The organism is Streptomyces sp. NBC_01622 (genome assembly GCF_045209635.1).
Lineage (GTDB): Bacteria > Actinomycetota > Actinomycetes > Streptomycetales > Streptomycetaceae > Streptomyces.
The window spans coordinates 9339790-9357775 of the sequence record NZ_CP109293.1 but is presented as its reverse complement, the minus strand read 5'-3'; the positions used below and the strand labels follow the sequence as shown (position 1 = coordinate 9357775).

The 17986-nt window shown below is 69.1% G+C and carries 14 protein-coding genes; 5 read left to right on the top strand and 9 right to left on the bottom strand.

Translation table 11 applies throughout. The annotated features are described in order from the left end of the window. Positions 1 to 32 precede the first annotated feature (32 nt). Together OH768_RS43390 and OH768_RS43385 are read left to right on the top strand one after the other, a co-directional pair. Complete coding sequence (locus OH768_RS43390) at positions 33 to 701, top strand: class I SAM-dependent methyltransferase (protein WP_406462073.1); 669 nt, start codon at positions 33 to 35, stop codon at positions 699 to 701. A gap of 83 nt (positions 702 to 784) precedes the next feature. Then, positions 785 to 1597, top strand: coding sequence for a PhzF family phenazine biosynthesis protein (locus OH768_RS43385; protein WP_406462072.1), 813 nt, complete (start codon positions 785 to 787; stop codon positions 1595 to 1597). Between the two features lie 27 nt (positions 1598 to 1624). Here OH768_RS43385 and OH768_RS43380 read toward each other — a convergent pair whose 3' ends face one another. Continuing rightward, complete coding sequence (locus OH768_RS43380; protein WP_406462070.1) at positions 1625 to 2425, bottom strand: CPBP family intramembrane glutamic endopeptidase; 801 nt, start codon at positions 2423 to 2425, stop codon at positions 1625 to 1627. 138 nt (positions 2426 to 2563) lie between these two features. Between OH768_RS43380 and OH768_RS43375 the strand changes: the two genes are divergently transcribed. Next, entirely contained in the window at positions 2564 to 4351 is a 1788-nt protein-coding gene (locus OH768_RS43375; protein WP_406462068.1) for a substrate-binding and VWA domain-containing protein, read from the top strand. Positions 4352 to 4363: 12 nt separating this feature from the next. Here OH768_RS43375 and OH768_RS43370 read toward each other — a convergent pair whose 3' ends face one another. Further along, complete coding sequence (locus tag OH768_RS43370) at positions 4364 to 5881, bottom strand: glutamate-cysteine ligase family protein (RefSeq protein WP_406462066.1); 1518 nt, start codon at positions 5879 to 5881, stop codon at positions 4364 to 4366. Positions 5882 to 6403: 522 nt separating this feature from the next. Between OH768_RS43370 and OH768_RS43365 the strand changes: the two genes are divergently transcribed. Next, the gene (locus tag OH768_RS43365; RefSeq protein ID WP_406462064.1) at positions 6404 to 6988 is read left to right on the top strand and encodes a hypothetical protein; all 585 of its coding nucleotides are present in this window, start codon (positions 6404 to 6406) and stop codon (positions 6986 to 6988) included. Between the two features lie 284 nt (positions 6989 to 7272). After that, positions 7273 to 7464, top strand: coding sequence for a DUF5999 family protein (locus OH768_RS43360; protein WP_406465678.1), 192 nt, complete (start codon positions 7273 to 7275; stop codon positions 7462 to 7464). A 93-nt stretch (positions 7465 to 7557) separates the two neighbouring features. Here OH768_RS43360 and OH768_RS43355 read toward each other — a convergent pair whose 3' ends face one another. From OH768_RS43355 to kdpA, 7 genes are all read right to left on the bottom strand, one after another. After that, on the bottom strand, positions 7558 to 8601 hold the full coding sequence (locus tag OH768_RS43355; RefSeq protein ID WP_406462063.1) for an endo-1,4-beta-xylanase: 1044 nt from the start codon (positions 8599 to 8601) through the stop codon (positions 7558 to 7560). A 91-nt stretch (positions 8602 to 8692) separates the two neighbouring features. Then, complete coding sequence (locus OH768_RS43350; protein ID WP_406462061.1) at positions 8693 to 10138, bottom strand: glycoside hydrolase family 43 protein; 1446 nt, start codon at positions 10136 to 10138, stop codon at positions 8693 to 8695. 52 nt (positions 10139 to 10190) lie between these two features. Then, entirely contained in the window at positions 10191 to 12737 is a 2547-nt protein-coding gene (locus OH768_RS43345; protein WP_406462059.1) for an ATP-binding protein, read from the bottom strand. A gap of 1 nt (position 12738) precedes the next feature. Next, positions 12739 to 13422, bottom strand: coding sequence for a response regulator (locus OH768_RS43340; RefSeq protein WP_406462057.1), 684 nt, complete (start codon positions 13420 to 13422; stop codon positions 12739 to 12741). A gap of 100 nt (positions 13423 to 13522) precedes the next feature. Further along, complete coding sequence (locus OH768_RS43335; RefSeq protein ID WP_406462056.1) at positions 13523 to 14155, bottom strand: potassium-transporting ATPase subunit C; 633 nt, start codon at positions 14153 to 14155, stop codon at positions 13523 to 13525. A 25-nt stretch (positions 14156 to 14180) separates the two neighbouring features. Then, complete coding sequence (kdpB, locus tag OH768_RS43330) at positions 14181 to 16307, bottom strand: potassium-transporting ATPase subunit KdpB (protein ID WP_406462054.1); 2127 nt, start codon at positions 16305 to 16307, stop codon at positions 14181 to 14183. Continuing rightward, positions 16304 to 17983, bottom strand: coding sequence for a potassium-transporting ATPase subunit KdpA (gene kdpA, locus OH768_RS43325; RefSeq protein ID WP_406462052.1), 1680 nt, complete (start codon positions 17981 to 17983; stop codon positions 16304 to 16306). The genes kdpB and kdpA overlap by 4 nt, the downstream gene beginning before the upstream one ends. Between the last annotated feature and the right edge of the window lie 3 nt (positions 17984 to 17986).

The following is a 17986-nucleotide window of genomic DNA, read 5'->3' as shown; positions in this document are numbered from 1 at the left end:
CGGTCTCGGCCCACTCCCCTAAAGTCGCCCGCATGACCGACCCCTCCTACCTCGCCGCGATCCGGGAGTCGTACGACACCGTCGCCGCCGACTACGTCCAACTCGTCAAGAATCCCGCCGAGTTGGACCCGCTGTCACGGGCGATGCTGGCCGCCTTCGCGGAGACCGTGCGGTCGGCGGGGCTCGGGCCGGTGGCGGACCTGGGATGCGGGCCCGGCAAAGTCACCGCCTATCTGGCCGAGTTGGGGGTGCCCGTCTTCGGCATCGACCTGTCCCCGAGGATGGTCGAGCTGGCCCGCCGCGCCTACCCGGACCTGACCTTCACCGTCGGCTCGATGACCGCGCCGGAGATCGGCGACGGGGAACTGGGCGGCGCCCTCGCCTACTTCTCCACGCACCACACCCCGCCGGAACAACTGCCCGTCGTGTTCGGCGAGTTCCACCGCACCCTCGCGCCAGGCGGCCATCTGATGCTGGCCGGACACGTGGGAGACGGCGAACTCCGGCGCCCGACACAGGCGTACGGCGGGCATCCCGTGTCCTACGAGTCCCATCTGCTCCCGCCGGAGCGGATCGCCGGGTTGCTGGAGCGGGCCGGACTCACGATCACCGCCCGGTTGATCCAGGAGCCCACCGCGGGTTCGAAGAGGACGTACGCCACCTTCCTGGCCCGGAAACCGGAGCACCCCTTGCCGGCCTAGCGATCTCTTCGGGCCACCGAATCGGTCCACCACCCCCGAATTGGCCTTGGTCCGGCAGGCCGGAGACCCTCTAGCGTCGGAGCATGCGGATTCGAATCGTCGACGCGTTCACCGACCGTCCCTTCGCCGGCAACCCGGCCGGGGTGGTGCTTCTCGACGCCTTCCCGGAGGACGACGACTGGCTGCAGAAGGTCGCGCTGGAGGTCAATCACGCCGAGACGGCGTTCGCCCACCGGCTGCCCGAGGGCGGGGCGGCCGACTGGGCGCTGCGGTGGTTCACGCCGGCCACGGAGGTCGCGATGTGCGGACACGCGACCCTCGCCACGGCCCATGTGCTGCACACGACCGGCGCCCACGAGGGCCCCGTGCGGTTCACCACCCACAGTGGTGTGCTCATCGCCACGCCGACACCGGACGGGTCGATCACCCTCGACTTCCCGACGGCTCCGCTCACCCCGGTCGAGATCCCGGACGGCGTCGCGGAGGCCCTGGGCGCCGAGGCGCTGACCGCCGTAGACACTGGGCCGAACATCGGCGACCTCGTCGTCGAACTCGCCGACGAGAAGACCGTCGTAGGACTGACGCCCGACCACAAGGCGCTCGCCGCCTACTCCGAGCGCGGGATCATCGCCACCGCCCGCGCCGAAGACCCCACGCGGGGCTACGACTTCGTCTCCCGCTGCTTCTTCCCGAACGTCGGCATCGACGAGGACCCGGTCACCGGGAGCGCGCACACGGCGCTGGCTCCGTACTGGTCCGAGCGGCTCGGGCGCACCGTCCTCACCGGGCTTCAGGCCTCGCCACGGTCCGGGCTCGTCCGTACCGAACTGCGGGGCGGGCGAACCCTGTTGACCGGTCGGGCGGTCACGGTCATCGACGGCGAGCTGCTCGCCTGAGACACAACATGCCTGCCCTTCACGGAGTTACGCCGTAGGCAGCCAGCCCACCTTGCCCGCCAGCAGCGCGTAGCCGACGAACGCCCCGATGTCGAGCAGGGAATGCGCCACGACCAGGGGGCCCACGCGGCCCCAACGGCGGTACAGGTAGACGAAGACCACGCCCATCACCATGTTGCCGACGAAGCCGCCGATGCCCTGGTAGAGGTGGTAGCTACCGCGCAGTACGGAACTGGCCACCAGCGCGGTGCCCGGTGTCCAGCCCAACTGGCCGAGGCGGCGCAGGAGATAGCCCACCACGATCACTTCTTCGAGGATCGCGTTCTGCATCGCGGAGAGGATCAGGACCGGGTACTTCCACCAGACGTCGGGCAGCGCCTCCGGCACCACCGTGAGGTTGAATCCGAGACCCCGTGCGGCCAGGTAGAACGCGATGCCGGTGCTGCCGATCACCGCCGAGATCGCCGCGCCGCGGCCCAGGTCGGGCCAGGGCCGGGTGCGGTCGAAGCCGATCGTGCGCAGGCTCTCGCCCTCCCTGAGGAGGAAGTGCGCGACGAGGGCGACGGGGACGAGGGCCGACGCGATTCCGAAGAGCTGCCAGGCGAGATCGAGCCATGGACGGCCGGGCGCGGCCGAGGCGTTGAGGGTGGCCGCCTGGTCCTTGAGACCGCCCGGTTTCGTGACCGATCCGACAAAGCTGATCAGGGCGGACACTCCGCTCGCACCGAGCGAAAGCCCCAGAACGAGCAGTGCCTCGGACCGGAGAATCCGCCGTGTGGGCCGCTCCAGCGGAAAAGTTTCGGCCACCTGCCCTGCCTCCACCTGCACACCTGCCTTCAGTTCGGAAATCCCGCCTCATGCCCATCTTCGCCCCGCTAGGGTCTCGAAAGAACTTACGAAGATCGTGCGCGACAGGCCGTTGGGGGAGACGGAGGCCGAGGTTCAACAGGGAGGGGCACCACCGTCATGGGACGTCACAGCTTGCCCGATCCGCACCGGGCGGACGGCAGCGACCCCCGTCCTCGCGCGCGGCGCCGCAAGGTGGCCCTCGCCACGGTGCTCGTGCTGACCGTCGCCGGCGGTACCGCGGTCGCGGTGCAGAGCGGACTGCTCTCCTTCGGTTCCTCCTGCCGCAAGAACGCGGTACGACTGAAACTGGCCGCCTCGCCCGACATGGCCCCCGCCCTGCGCGCGGCGGCCGGACAGGCGCGCGACGAGAACATCACGTCCGACGGGCAGTGCCTGAACATCTCGGTGACCGCCCAGGAGTCGTACAAGTTCGCGGACACGCTCAAGGCGGGCAAGCACCCGGACGTCCAGGTGTGGGTGCCCGACTCGGAGTTGTGGGTGAACCAGGTCACGTCGGCCGCCGACTCGGCCGCGACGGAGGCGACGCCCGCGGGCAACGTCGCCTCCACCCCGGTCGGCGTGGCGATGGTCCCGGCCGCCGCGAAGTCGCTGGGGTGGCCGCAGAAGACGTACACCTGGCTGGACCTGGCCGGTGCCACCCTCCAGGACGACTCGCTGCGGCTGGGCGCGGCCGATCCGGCGCGGAGCGCGACCGGGCTGCTCGCGCTGACACAGCTCAGTACGGCCGCCGCGAAGGTCAAGGGCGGTGACACCCAGGCGGCGGCGATGATGAAGACGCTGTCGCAGCGGATCTCGGACACCGACAGTCAGGTCCTGGACACCCTGCCGCGCGACTCCTCGGGCACCGAGCAGGGCAATCCGAAGCGCAACCAGGCGCTGGTGCTGAGCGAGCAGTCTGCGTTCGCGTACAACGCGTCGGCCGACGGCGGCGGGAGTCTCGACCTGTTCTACCCGAAGGACGGATCCCCCCGGCTGGACTACCCGTACAACCTGGTGGACCGGGAGCGGTTGACGACGGACGAGAGCCGGGCCGCGATCCGGTTCATGACGTATCTGAGCCGGCCCGCGCAGCAGAGGCTGATGGAGAAGTACGGCTTCCGCACCGACGACGAGGACGCGCCGAAGGCGGTGGTCGCCAAGGCCGGCGGCAGCAGTCCGCAGCCGTACGCCGTGGCGCCCGCCGAGCCGGCCTCCGACGCGGCGCTCCAGGAGGCGCTGGGGACCTGGACGATCACGGTGCAGAGCGCGCGGATCACCACCGTCGTGGACGCGTCGTCGTCGATGTCCGAGTCGGTGCCGGGGACCGGGCAGTCACGGATGGACGTCACCAAGGCGTCGCTGCTGCAGGCGCTGGCCACGTTCACGCCCGAGGACGAGATCGGGCTGTGGGAGTTCTCCACGAAGCTCGACGGCAACAAGGACTACCGCGTCCTGGTGCCGACCGAGCGGCTCGGCGACCGCGTGGGCAGCGGCACCCAACGGGACCGGCTGTCGGCGGCGTTCGGGAGTCTGAAGCCGGTGCCGAACGGGGCGACGGGGCTCTACGACACCACGCTCGCCGCGTACAAGGCGGCCACGTCCTCTTATGCGGACGGGAAGTTCAACGCGCTGGTGATTCTGACCGACGGGGTCAACCAGGACCCGGGCAGCATCTCGCGCACCACGCTGCTCAAGCAGTTGCGCCAACTCGCCAGCCCTGAGCGGCCGGTGCCGCTGATCATGATCGCGGTGGGTCCCGAGGCCGACAAGGAGGAGGCCCGGCAGATCGCCGAGGCGACCGGCGGCTCGGGCCACGAGGTGAGCAACCCCGCGCAGATCCAGTCGGTGATCCTCCAGGCCATCGTGGCGGCGGGCGCGGCGGGCGCATCCGCCAACACGGGCTGAAGCGACGGCCGTTCACCCCAGCGGTGCCGGTTCCGGCAGGCCCACCGGCCAGGTGTGGACCGGGTCGCCGAGGTGCATCAACTCGCTGTAGCGGCGGGTCGTGGCGGCGAAGGCGGCTTCCCTGCTGAGGCCCTGTTCGAGAGCGCGGTGGAAGGTGGCGGACTGCCAGGTCGCGCCATTGGTCCGGCGCCGGCAGCGTTCGTCGATCACTCCCAAGTACAGGTCCCGGTCGGCCGGTTCGACCCCCCACGCGTCAAGACCGGCTTCGGCGAGCGGCAGCAGTTCATCGCGTACGAGGGCCACCGCGTCGATCTCGGTGGTGCCGCCGAGCCGTCCGCGCCGGGGCCAGAGCAGGCGGGCGTCGATGCCGTGGCGGCACGCGGTGTCGAAGTTGGCGGCGGCGGCCTCGAAGGGCAGCCTTGTCCACACCGGCCGCGACTCCTCGGCGAGGGCGCGGACGACGCCGTAGTAGAAGGCTGTGTTGGCGATGACGTCGGTGACGGTGGGGCCCGCGGGCAGGACGCGGTTCTCGACGCGCAGGTGCGGGACGCCGTCGGCGATGCCGTAGACCGGGCGGTTCCAGCGGTACACCGTGCCGTTGTGCAGGACGAGTTCGGCGAGGGTGGGGATGCCGCCGGCTTCGAGGACGTCGAGGGGTTCCTCGTCGTCGTGGACCGGGAGCAGCGGCGGGAAGTAGCGGAGGTTCTCCTCGAAGAGGTCGTACGCGGAGGTGACCCAGCGTTCGCCGAACCAGGTGCGGGGGCGGACGCCCTGGGCCTGGAGTTCGGGCGGACGGGTGTCGGTGGCCTGCTGGAAGAGCGGCGGGCGGGACTCGGGCCACAGCTCACGGCCGAACAGGAAGGGCGAGTTGGCGCCCACGGCGACTTGGACGGCGGCGACGGCCTGGGCCGCGTTCCACACGTCGGCGAAGCGGTCGGGGGTGACCTGGAGGTGCAACTGCACGGAGGTGCAGGCGGCTTCGGGCGCGATGGAACCCGAGGTGCAGGTGAGGTGCTCCACGCCGTCGATGTCGAGGACGAAATCCTCGCCCCTGGCGGCCACGATCTGGTCGTTGAGCAGGGTGTAGCGGTCGACCGCCGAGAGGTTCGAGGAGACCAGGTCGTCCCGGTCGAGCGTCGGCAGAATGCCGATCATCACTATTCCGGCGTCGACCTCGCCCGCTTTCCGATGGGCATATGCCAGAGACGTACGGATCTCCTCGGCGAGCCGGTCGAATACCCGGCCCTCCAATCGATGTGGGGCAATGTTGACTTCCAGATTGAACATGGCGAGTTCTGTTTGGAAATCTCGGCTCGCGATGCGTTCGAGGACCTGTGCATTCAACATTTTCGGCATGCCGTCGGCGCCGGCGAGGTTGAGTTCGATCTCCAGCCCCATGAGGTTCCTGGGGCGGTCGAACCGCTTCTCGGCCAGCAGCCGCTCCAGTCCCGTCAGGCACCGCCGCAGCTTGGCGCGGTAGCGCTGGCGGTCTGCGAGCTCGAACGGCCCCGCCACGACCTTCTCCCCCACGATGCGTCACCTCCTCGTCCCGGGTCAGGAAGGATGATGCCCAGACCTGGCGATCGATAACGTCCCGCGGCGGCCCGGCGACCCGCTACTCTGGTCCGAAGTGACCCGCGGCACATTCACGAGGCATGGGGCGATGCGCGGTTGCGCGCACAATGAGGCCTCGTGAAAAACGCCGACGAGAATTGGCCGACCGCATGGGTGACATATCCCGAGGTCATCGCCGTTTCCCCGGTTCGGAACCGGGATGATTCCCGCGAATCACTGGCCGAATGGTCCCTTGTTGTTCATACGGGAAACGGTTAGACGAAACACCGCCAGAACACGTGTCGTATAAACTCCGCGAACAAGGCAGAAGGTTGGCGCCACGGTCCTGGAACCTGCCGTCGAGGTGACGTGCGGCAGGCCGCACCCATGTTCACAGCACCCCCGGCCCCCGCCTCTCTGACCCCGAGAGCTGACAGCGCCGTCCGCCCCCGTCCCGCCCTCGCGCCACCGTGCCTGTCGAATGAGAGGCGACCCACCATGCCGCTGCATGTCCCCCCGGCTCCCGCGCCCGCCCTGCGCTCCGTTCTCACGGCACTCGGTTCCCCCACCGCCGTCCGCGAGGCCCGAACACCCTCACTGCGCGCGGCCCAAGGGCCCGCCACGCCCGAACTCCCGTTGCCCGTCCATGTACTGGACCGCGTCACGCCGGAGGGGACGGCCGTCACCTCGCTGGCCGGGTGGCGTTTCCTGATCCGCTGCGGCGACCGCGCGGTCGCCGCAGCCGAGACGATGCTGACCCCCGACGGCTGGGCGTTCTCACACTTCTTCGAGGGCCCTTACATCGCCGCCACCGAGCGGGCGCTGCGCCAGGCCGAGAACATGAAGGGCGCCTACCAGCCGCGCCTGCTGTCCGTGCCCGGCCTCTACATGCTCACGCTGTGGCTGCACGGCGATCTCACCGCGGACGGCGCCGACGGCCACCCCGCCGCGACCGATCTGCTGGTCCCACTGGCCCCGGCACCGCCCGGCATCGCGGCCCACCGTCCGCACCGGGTCGCCGAGTTGCTGCCGGTGCTGACTCATCGGGTGACTCCCGCGCCACTACTCAGTTCACCCGCCTGACTTCTCTCCGCTGTCACCTCCGTACCCCGCCGCCGAATTCCCGGTAGCGGGGTACGATCGCGTTTCCGATCCTCTTTATGTTCGTAACGCTCGTAAGAGCAGGAAAAGGCTCGTACGAGCCGGGAATTGGGATGAACCGTCCGCGCGGGTGATGCGTCATCAACCTGTGAGAAGCGGTGCCGCTAAATCCCTGCGGATTGACGCCCGTGGGGCAACACTGGGTTCGGACCAACTCAACACCACGGGGGACGGACATGACCACAACAGAGCGAGAGATCCCACCAATGTGCAAGCACCAGCCGCCGTGTCCCACAGCCGAATCAGCCGACCGGGAATCCGCCCGCCTCACGGCGCACCACCCGGAGCAGGGCTGGAGCCTGCTGTGCAACGGCGTTCTCCTGTTCGAGGACACCGGTGAGCTCCTGCCCGACGGCCAGATCATCGCCCCGCACCGCCAGGAGATGACGGCCGCCTGAGCATTTCAGGAACATGAGGGGCCGGCCGCACACACTTCGGTGCGCACCGGCCCCGACGCATATCCGGGACCGATCACTCCCCGTAGTCGACCGCTATCCGAGCGCCGCGCGGAGCGCGAAATAGGCGGGCTTGGGCACGAACTGCTCGTCCCACGGAAGAGCCGCACCCTCACCCGGGAAGAACGCCGGAATCCACGAATACCTGTCCGTGTAATCCCATACGGTCACGCCCACACACCGGCGCACCGCGAGGCACGCCTCGGCCAGGTCCCGGTACCAGTCGGCCTGTTCCGCCAGCTTGGCGTCGGTCGCCGGTAGTTGCATCCGGACGTCGACCTCGGTGAGCGCGGTGTCGAGCCCGAGGCGGGAGAAGCGGCGGAGGTTGTCCTCCAGGGTCGCCGGATAGCCGTACTGGAGAGCCAGGTGCGCCTGCAGCCCGATGCCGTCCAACGGCACGTGCTGCGCCCTCAGTTGCTTGGCCAGGGCGTAGTAGGCGTCGCTCTTCGGGCCGGTCGCCTCGATGTTGTAGTCGTTGAGGTACAACTTCGCGTGCGGGTCGGCCTGGTGGGCCCAGCGCAGCGCGTCGGCGATGTAGCCGGGGCCGAGCGTCCGGTACCAGAGGGTGTCGCGGTAGGTGCCGTCCTCGTTGAACGCCTCGTTGACGACGTCCCAGGAGTAGACCTTGCCGCGGTAGTGCCGTACCTCGGTGGTGATGTGCTTCTTCAGTACGGCCCGCAGCGCGTCCGCCGTCCAGGTCCCGGACGTGAGCCAGTCGGGCAGCTGGCTGTGCCAGACCAGGGTGTGGGCGCGAACCCGCTGGTGATGGGCGCGGGCGAGGTTCACGATCTGATCGCCGTTCGTCCAGTCGAAGACGCCCTGTCGGGGCTCGGTGGCGTACCACTTCATGCCGTTGCCGGGGGTGATCATGTCGAACTCGCTGCCGAGGATCGACGTGTACGCGGTGTCGGTCAGCTCGGGGTTGTCGGTGGCACTGCCGAAGTAACGGCCGTGGCGCTCGGCGAGTTGGGCGAGGGTGGGCTGTGTCTCGTGGGCTTGGGCGGGCGGGCCGCCTGCGATTCCCGTGGCGATGAGGAGGGCGGTGAGGGTACCCGCGAGTCTCAGTCTGTTTCTGGGCATGATGCGACTCCTGTCCATGGATGAGCAGTACGTCGGTTGGCGCCCGTGCCGGTGAAGGTCGAAACTTTCGGGATCCATCCAGAAAGTTGTGCTACTTCGGTTCGTAGTCGAACCAGTCGAAGGCCGCCGTGCCCTCGGTGACGTACATGCCGATCACACGGCCGGTGAAGCCCCCGGCGACCTGGGTGGAGAGGTAGCGGCCGTCCAACTCGGCCAGTTCTACGGCTCCTTCGGGACCCTCGACCCAGAAGGTGAGGGTGTCGGGGCCGCGCGTGCCGGTGTCGGCGGTGCTGATGGCGACGGCGAGGGTGACCGGGCCGGGCGGCGACGGCTGCTCCGCGACCCGCTGCCGTACAGGGCCGATCCGCGCGACCACGCTCACCGCTCCCCCGGCGATCTCGATGTCGTAGTGATGGGCCTCGTCCATGCGGACGGAGAGTCCGGCGCGCCCGGAGCCGGGGTCGATGCGGACCGCCGCCCGGCAGTCGGGGTGTTGCTGTCGGCGTCCGAAAAAGGCGGGGCCGGCCTGCGCGTCGAGGGTCAGCCACCCCGGCCGCTCGGTCAACGACCAGCTCCCGTCCGGCGTGTTGCGTGGGGAGATCCAGGAGAAGGCGAGGCTGGGGGCGTCGAAGTCGTCGCGTGCGGACGGGAGTTGGATGGGGTGCCAGGCCTTCGGCGCCGGGTGCTGTTCCCGTACCGGGCCGACCCGGGGCCAGCCGTCCGCCCACTCCACCGGGGTCAGGAACGTCTCGCGGCCCAGCACGTGGAAGCCCGGGAACCAGCCCCGGGGGCGGGTGCCGAGCAGCACCATCCACCAGGTGCCGTCGGAGGCCGCGACCAGGTCGGCGTGGCCGGTGCTCTGGATGGGGAGGTCGGTGCTGCGGTGGGAGAGGATCGGGTTGGACGGGGACGGTTCGTAGGGGCCGCGCGGCGAGCGGGCGCGGGCGATCGAGACGCTGTGGCCGTGTGCGGTGCCGCCCTCGGCCACCAGCAGGTACCACCAGTCGCCGACGCGGTAGAGGTGCGGGGCCTCCGGGTGCTGGAGTCCCGTGCCGGACCAGACGGGGAACGGGCCCTCCAGGACCTTGCCGGTCGTGGGGTCGATACGGGCGACCTGCACCCCGGCGACCGCGCACCAGCAGGTGCCGTCCTCGTCCCAGGCCAGGTCGGGGTCGATGCCCGGCAGGTCGACGAGCACCGGGTCCGACCAGCGGCCCTCGGGCCGCTCGGCGGTGACGAGGAAGTTGCCCCTGCCGCCCACGTCGGTGGTGATCAGATAGAAGCGGCCGTCGTGGTGGCGGAGGGTCGGGGCATAGATGCCGGCCGAGGCGGGGGTGTCGTCCGGCAGGTCCAACTGGCCAGGCCGGTCAAGGGCGTTGCCGATCTGGCGCCAGTGCACCAGGTCCCGGCTGTGGAAGAGCGGGACGCCGGGGAAGTACTCGAAGCTGGAGCACGCGAGGTAGTAGTCCTCGCCGACCCGGCACACACTGGGGTCCGGATGGAACCCGCCGATGACCGGGTTGTCGTACGTCCGCATGTGTCAGCCCCTCCGTCCGGCCCGCCGAAAGTTTCGGGCCGCTCGACGAACCTTACGGAGCCGGACTGTAGGTGGATCCTTCGACGGGGGCAAGGTCGCTTGCAGGGGCGAGTTGCAGGCTGAGGACCATCGTGAGGCCGCCGCCGGGCGTGTCCTCGGCGCTGAGCGTGCCGCCGAGTGCCTCGGTGAAGCCTCGTGCGACCGCGAGGCCGAGGCCGACTCCGGCGCCGCGCGGTGCGTCGCCGTAGCGCTGGAAGGGCTCGAAGATGCGGTTCTTCGCCTCGTCGGGGACGCCGGGGCCGCGGTCGACCACACGGATCTCGACGCGGTCGGCGATGGCACTCGCCTTGACCAGTACGGGAGTTCCCTCCGGGCTGTACTTCACCGCGTTCTCGACCAGGTTGGCCACGGCCCGCTCAAGGAGCCGGGGGTCGACGGCCACCATGGGCAGCGTCTCCGGGATGTCGAGTTCGACGGTGTCCTCGGGCACTCCGCCCAGTGCCATCGGGACGACTTCGTCGAGGTCCGCCTCGCGGATCATCGGGGTGACGGTGCCGGTCTGCAGGCGGGACATGTCGAGGAGGTTCCCGACGAGGTTGTCCAGGCGGTCGGCGCCGTCCTCGATGCCGGCCAGCAGCTCCGCCTGGTCCTCGTCCGACCAGGCGACGTCCTCCGAACGGAGCGAGGAGACAGCCGCCTTGATGCCCGCGAGTGGCGTCCGCAGGTCATGGCTCACGGCGGCCAGGAGGGCCGTGCGGATGCGGTTGCCCTCGGCCGACGCGCGGGCCTGGTCGGCCTCTTCGCGCAGCCGACGGCGGTCCAGTACGACGGCGGCCTGTGCCGCGAAGGCGGCCAGGACGCGGCGGTCCTCGGCGGGGAGCACCCGGCCCGACAGCGCGAGGGCCATGTGGTCGCCGACCGGTACGTCCACGTCCGCGTCCTCGGGGTTCTGGCAGGGGCGCGGGCCCACGCTGCCCGCGCAGGTCCAGGGTTCGACGTCGCCTGCGCGCTCCAGCAGGGCGGCCGACTCCATGCCGAAGGTCTCCCGGACCCGTTCCAGAAGCGCCTCCAGGCTGGTCTCGCCGCGCAGCACATTGCCCGCGAGGAAGGAGAGGATCTCCGACTCGGCGCGCAGCCGGGCCGCTTGATGGGTGCGCCGGGCCGCCAGGTCGACCACCGACGCGACGGACACCGCGACGGCCACGAAGATCGCGATGGCGACGATGTTCTTCGGGTCGTCGATGGTGAAGGTGTGCACGGGCGGGGTGAAGTACCAGTTCAGCAGCAGCGATCCGACCGCCGCCGAGGCCAGCGCGGGGAAGAGTCCGCCGAGCAGGGCCGCCGCCACGGTCAGCGACAGATACAGCAACATGTCGTTGGCCAGGCCCACTTCGGGCGCGACACCGCTCAGCAGCGAGGTCAGCAGCAGCGGGCCGCCGATACCGGCCAGCCAGCCCCAGACGATCCGGACCCGGCCGAGCCGCGCACCCCGGTTCACGGGCAGTCCGCGTCCCTTGCCCGCCTCGTCGTGGGTGATCAGGTGGACGTCGAGGTCGGGGCCCGAGTCCCGGGCGACCGTCGAGCCGACGCCGGGCCCGAAGACGTACTGCCGGCCCTTGCGGCGGGAGACGCCGAGGACGATCTGGGTGGCGTTGACCCCGCGCGCGAAGTCCAGCAGCGCCACCGGGACGTTCTCGCCGACGACTTGGTGGAAGGTTCCGCCCAAGTCCTCGACGAGGGTGCGCTGTTGGGCCAGCTCTTTCGGGGAGGCCGAGGTCAGACCGTCACTGCGGGAGATGTAGACCGCCAACACCTCGCCGCCTGCGCCCTTTTCGGCGAGGCGCGCGGCCCGGCGGATGAGCGTGCGTCCCTCCGGACCTCCGGTCAGGCCTACGACGATCCGCTCGCGGGATCCCCAGATCGCCGAGACGCGGTGTTCGCTGCGGTACTCCTGGAGGTAGGCGTCGACCCGGTCGGCGAGCCACAGGAGCGCCAACTCCCGTAGCGCGGTGAGGTTTCCGGGACGGAAGTAGTTCGACAGAGCCGCGTCGACCTTGTCCGGTTTGTAGATGTTGCCGTGTGCCATCCGGCGCCGTAGCGCGGGCGGTGACATGTCGACGAGTTCGATCTGGTCGGCGCGGCGGACGACTTCGTCCGGGACGGTCTCCTGCTGCCGTACGCCGGTGATGGACTCGACGATGTCGCCCAGGGATTCCAGGTGTTGGATGTTGACGGTCGAGATGACGTCGATGCCGGCGGCGAGGAGTTCCTCGATGTCCTGCCAGCGCTTGGTGTTGCGGGAGCCGGGGACGTTGGTGTGCGGGAGCTCGTCGACGAGGGCCACCTCGGGGTGCCGGGCCAGGACCGCGTCGACGTCCATCTCGCTGAACGTCGTGTCCCGGTAGGCGAGTTCGCGGCGCGGGATCTCCTCCAGGCCGTGCAGCATCACCTCGGTGCGCGGCCGGTCGTGGTGCTCGACGAACGCGACCACGCAGTCGGTGCCCCGCTCGATTCGGCGGTGCGCCTCGGACAGCATCGCGTACGTCTTGCCGACGCCCGGTGCCGCGCCGAGGTAGATCCGGAGCTTGCCGCGTCCCATGTCATCCTTCGAAGCGGTAGCCCATGCCGGGCTCGGTGATCAGATAGCGGGGGCTCGACGGGTCCCCCTCCAACTTCCTTCTCAACTGGGCCATATAGACCCGGAGATAGTTGGTCTTGTCGCTCTGGGACACCCCCCACACCTCCTGAAGCAGGTACTTCTGTGTGACGAGGCGGCCCGGGTTGGTGATCAGGATCTCCAGCAGATGCCACTCGGTCGGGGTGAGCCGGATGTCGTGTCCGCCGCGGGTGGCGCGCTTGGCGAGCAGGTCGATGGTGAAGTCGTCGGTGGTGACCAGGGTGGTGGTCGGGGCTAGGGGCGCGTCCTCCACGCGGCGGACGGCGGCCCGTAGCCGGGCCAGGAGTTCGTCCATGCTGAACGGCTTCGTGATGTAGTCGTCGGCGCCCGCGTCGAGGGCGGCGACCTTCTCGTCCGAGGCCTGCCGGGCGGACAGCACCAGGATCGGGACCCGGGTCCAGCCGCGCAGCGCCTTGATGACGTCGACGCCGTCCATGTCGGGCAGTCCGAGGTCGAGCATCACGACGTCCGGCTGCCGCACGGCCGCGAGCCGCAGCGCGGTGGCGCCGTCGGGGGCCGCGTCCACGCCGTACTGGCGGGCCTGCATGTTGATCACGAGGGCCCGTACGAGCTGCGGGTCGTCCTCCACGACCAGCACCCGTGTCATGGGGGTGTGCCTTTCGTGTGGTCCCTGGCATGGCGGCGGGAGTCGGCGTCGCCGGGATCTCGCCCGGGCCGCCGACTCCCCTGCGGGTCGTGCAACGCCATCAGCTCTTCGTCACAAGGGACTTGAGCGCGATGTTGAGTTCGAGGACGTTCACCGTGGGCTCGCCGATGAAGCCGAGGGTGCGGCCGTCGGTGTGGTCCTCGACCAGCTTCTCCACCTGGGTGACGGAGAGGTGGTTCCGCTCGGCGACCCGGTGGACCTGGAGTTCCGCGTAGGCCGGGGAGATGTCCGGGTCGAGGCCGGAGCCGGAGGAGGTGACGGCGTCGGCCGGGACCTGGGAGGGCTTGACCTTGTAGTCGGCCGTGGAGTTGTTCTTCACGACCGCCGCCTTGGCGTCCTCCACCTGCTTGACGAGCACCTTGCTGTCGGCGGAGAGGTTGGTGGCACCGGAGAGGATCAGCTTGTACCGGGTGTTGACCGAGTTCGTGCCCAGTCCGTTGGCGGGGCGCCCCTGGAAGTAGTCCAGGCTGTAGCCCTGTTGACCGATGAGCGAGGAACCGACGACCTTGCCGTCCGCCTTGATCTCCGAGCCGTTCGCCTTGTTGTTGAACAGCGCCTGGGCCACCCCCGTGACCACCAGCGGGTAGATGACACCGGTCACCAGGGTCAGCACGAGAAGGGCACGCAGGGCCGCCCAGAGCAACCGGGCTGTGTTGGATACCGAGTTGTTCATAACTGGTCAGCACGCTTTCAAGAAGTTACAGCCCGGGGATGAGGGAGATGAGGAGGTCGATGATCTTGATACCGACGAAGGGGGCGATCAGTCCGCCGATGCCGTAGATCCCGAGGTTGCGGCGGAGCATCTTGTCGGCGCTGACCGGCCGGTACTGCACGCCCCGCAGGGAGAGCGGCACCAGCGCGATGATGACCAGCGCGTTGAAGATGACGGCCGACAGGATCGCGGAGTCGGGCGAGGACAGGTGCATGATGTTGAGCTTGTCGAGGCCCGGGTGGACCGCGGCGAACAGCGCCGGGATGATCGCGAAGTACTTCGCGACGTCGTTGGCGATGGAGAACGTCGTCAACGCGCCCCGGGTGATGAGGAGTTGCTTGCCGATCTCGACGATCTCGATGAGCTTGGTCGGGTTCGAGTCGAGGTCGACCATGTTGCCGGCCTCCTTCGCTGCCGACGTGCCCGTGTTCATCGCGACGCCGACGTCCGCCTGGGCCAGCGCGGGCGCGTCGTTCGTGCCGTCACCTGTCATCGCGACGAGCTTGCCGCCGGCCTGCTCCCGCTTGATGAGGGCCATCTTGTCCTCGGGAGTGGCCTCCGCGAGGAAGTCGTCGACGCCGGCCTCGTCCGCGATCGCCTTGGCGGTCAGCGGGTTGTCACCGGTGATCATGATCGTCTTGATGCCCATGCGGCGCAGCTCGTCGAACCGCTCGCGCATGCCCGCCTTGACGACGTCCTTGAGGTGGATGACGCCCAACACCCGTGCGCCTTCTGTGTCTTCGACCGCCACCAGCAGCGGGGTGCCGCCCGCCGCGGAGATCCGGTCGGTGAGCGCGCCGGCGTCCTCGGACACCTGGCCGCCCCGCTCCCGGACCCAGGTGACGACCGAACCGGCAGCGCCCTTGCGGATCTTGCGCCCGTCCACGTCCACGCCGGACATGCGGGTGTGGGCGGTGAAGGCGATCCATTCGGCGTGCGCCAGCTCGCCCTGGTGGCGCTCGCGCAGGTGGTACTTCTCCTTCGCCAGGACGACGATGGAGCGGCCCTCGGGCGTCTCGTCGGCGAGCGAGGAGAGCTGGGCGGCGTCGGCGAGTTGGGCCGCGGTGGTACCGGTCACCGGCATGAACTCGGAGGCCTGCCGGTTGCCGAGGGTGATGGTGCCGGTCTTGTCGAGCAAGAGGGTGGACACATCGCCCGCGGCCTCAACTGCCCTTCCGGACATGGCCAGTACGTTCCGCTGCACCAGCCGGTCCATGCCCGCGATGCCGATCGCGGAGAGCAGCGCGCCGATGGTGGTCGGGATGAGGCAGACCAGGAGGGCCACCAGCACGATCATCGTGAGGTGCGTGCCCGCGTAGTCCGCGAAGGGCGGCAGCGTGGCGCAGGCGAGCAGGAAGACGATGGTGAGGGACGCAAGAAGGATGTTCAGGGCGATCTCGTTCGGCGTCTTCTGCCGGGCGGCGCCCTCGACGAGGGCGATCATCCGGTCGACGAAGGTCTCGCCGGGCTTCGTCGTGATCTTGATGACGATGCGGTCGGAGAGGACCTTCGTACCGCCGGTGACGGCCGAGCGGTCGCCGCCGGACTCACGGATGACGGGCGCGGACTCGCCGGTGATGGCCGACTCGTCGACACTCGCCACGCCTTCTACGACGTCACCGTCGCCGGGGATGATGTCGCCCGCCTCGCAGACGACCAGGTCTCCGATGCGGAGTTCGGTGCCGGGGACCTGCTCCTCCACCGTGCCGTCGAGGCGCCGGGCCACGGTGTCGGTCTTGGCCTTGCGCAGGGTGTCGGCCTGCGCCTTGCCACGGCCCTCGGCGACGGCCTCCGCCAGGTTGGCGAAGATCACGGTCAGCCACAGCCAGGCGCTGATCGCCCAGCCGAACCAGTCGCCCGGATCCTTGAAGGAGAAGACCGTGGTCAGCACGGACCCGATCCACACCACGAACATGACGGGCGACTTGACCATCACCCGCGGGTCGAGCTTGCGGCAGGCGTCGGGCAGGGACTTGATCAGTTGCTTCGGGTCGAACAGGCCCGCGCCGACCCGTCCCTCTTCCTTGTGACCGGTCGGCACATCGCTGTGCGGTGCCCGGGTCGGAGTGGCTGTGGACATCGAGTCCTCTTGGTTCTCTGTACGGGTGCTCATGACGCCAGCCCCTCGGCCAGCGGGCCCAGCGCCAGGGCCGGGAAGTAGGTCAGACCGGTGATGATGAGGATCGCGCCCACCAACAGGCCGGTGAACAAAGGCTTTTCGGTGCGCAGGGTGCCCGCGGTGACCGGTACCGGCTTCTGCTCGGCGAGCGAGCCGGCCAGCGCCAGCACGAACACCATTGGCAGGAAGCGGCCGAGCAGCATCGCGAGCCCGGTCATGGTGTTGAACCAGTCGGTGTTCGCGTTCAGGCCTGCGAACGCCGATCCGTTGTTGTTGGCGGCGGAGGTGAAGGCGTACAGCACCTCGGAGAAGCCGTGCGCGCCGGAGTTGAGCATGGAATGCGGTGGGGTCGGCAGCGCCATGGAGGCCGCGGCGAACATCAGCACCAGGGCCGGTGTGATCAGGATGTAGCAGGCCGCGAGCTTCATCTCGCGGGTGCCGATCTTCTTGCCCAGGTACTCGGGTGTACGGCCGACCATGAGCCCTGCGATGAACACCGCGATGACCGCCATGATCAGCATGCCGTAGAGGCCGGAGCCGGTGCCACCGGGTGCGATCTCGCCCAACTGCATGCCCAGCATGGTGATTCCGCCGCCGAGACCGGTGAACGAGGAGTGGAAGGAGTCCACCGCGCCCGTCGAGGTCAGGGTGGTCGACACCGCGAAGATCGAGGAGGCGCCGACGCCGAAGCGCTGTTCCTTGCCCTCCAGCGCACCGCCGGCGATCTGGAGCGCCGAGCCGTGGTGGGCGAACTCGGTCCACATCATCAGCGCGACGAAGCCGACCCAGATGGTGGCCATGGTGGCGAGGATCGCGTATCCCTGCTTGATCGAGCCGACCATCACACCGAAGGTGCGGGTCAGCGCGAACGGGATGACCAGCAGCAGGAAGATCTCGAAGAGGTTGGTGAACGGGGTCGGGTTCTCGAAGGGGTGGGCCGAGTTGGCGTTGAAGTAGCCGCCGCCGTTGGTGCCGATCTCCTTGATGGCCTCCTGCGAGGCGACCGCACCGCCGTTCCACTGCTGGTGGCCGCCCATGCCGTGCCCATTGAAGAATTGGCCGACCTCGTGGATCCCGGAGAAGTTCTGGATGGCACCGCAGGCGACGAGGACGATCGCGGCGACGACCGAGAGCGGCACCAGGATGCGGATGACACCGCGCACCAAGTCGGCCCAGAAGTTGCCGAGTTCACCGGTGCGCGAGCGCGCGAAGCCCCGTACGAGAGCGACAGCGACGGCGATACCGACGGCCGCGGAGACGAAGTTCTGCACGGCGAGACCGGCGGTCTGCACGACGTGACCCATGGTCTGCTCGCCGTAGTACGACTGCCAGTTGGTGTTCGTCACGAACGACACGGCCGTGTTGAACGACTGCGCCGGATTGACCGAGGAGAAGCCCAGCGAGCCGGGCAGGATGCCCTGGATCCGCTGGAGGAGATACAGGAAGAAGACGCCGACGGCCGAGAAGGCGAGCACTCCACGCAGATACGCGGGCCAGCGCATCTCGGTGTTCGGATCGGCACCGATGCCCTTGTAGATCCACTTCTCGACCCGCAGGTGCTTGTCGGAGGAGTAGACCCTGGCCATGTAGTTGCCGAGGGGGAGGTAGGCGAGTGCCAGCGCGCCTATGAGGGCGAGCAACTGGAGGACGCCTGCGAGTACGGGACCCATGTC

Bases quoted from the DNA above. Each gene is read 5' to 3' on its own strand.
- OH768_RS43390 (WP_406462073.1), top strand. From the start codon at position 33: ATGACCGACCCCTCCTACCTCGCCGCGATCCGGGAGTCGTACGACACC.
- OH768_RS43385 (WP_406462072.1), top strand. From the start codon at position 785: ATGCGGATTCGAATCGTCGACGCGTTCACCGACCGTCCCTTCGCCGGC.
- OH768_RS43375 (WP_406462068.1), top strand. From the start codon at position 2,564: ATGGGACGTCACAGCTTGCCCGATCCGCACCGGGCGGACGGCAGCGAC.
- OH768_RS43365 (WP_406462064.1), top strand. From the start codon at position 6,404: ATGCCGCTGCATGTCCCCCCGGCTCCCGCGCCCGCCCTGCGCTCCGTT.
- OH768_RS43360 (WP_406465678.1), top strand. From the start codon at position 7,273: ATGTGCAAGCACCAGCCGCCGTGTCCCACAGCCGAATCAGCCGACCGG.
- OH768_RS43355 (WP_406462063.1), bottom strand. From the start codon at position 8,601: ATGCCCAGAAACAGACTGAGACTCGCGGGTACCCTCACCGCCCTCCTC.
- OH768_RS43350 (WP_406462061.1), bottom strand. From the start codon at position 10,138: ATGCGGACGTACGACAACCCGGTCATCGGCGGGTTCCATCCGGACCCC.
- OH768_RS43345 (WP_406462059.1), bottom strand. From the start codon at position 12,737: ATGGGACGCGGCAAGCTCCGGATCTACCTCGGCGCGGCACCGGGCGTC.
- OH768_RS43340 (WP_406462057.1), bottom strand. From the start codon at position 13,422: ATGACACGGGTGCTGGTCGTGGAGGACGACCCGCAGCTCGTACGGGCC.
- OH768_RS43335 (WP_406462056.1), bottom strand. From the start codon at position 14,155: ATGAACAACTCGGTATCCAACACAGCCCGGTTGCTCTGGGCGGCCCTG.
- kdpB (WP_406462054.1), bottom strand. From the start codon at position 16,307: ATGAGCACCCGTACAGAGAACCAAGAGGACTCGATGTCCACAGCCACT.
- kdpA (WP_406462052.1), bottom strand. From the start codon at position 17,983: ATGGGTCCCGTACTCGCAGGCGTCCTCCAGTTGCTCGCCCTCATAGGC.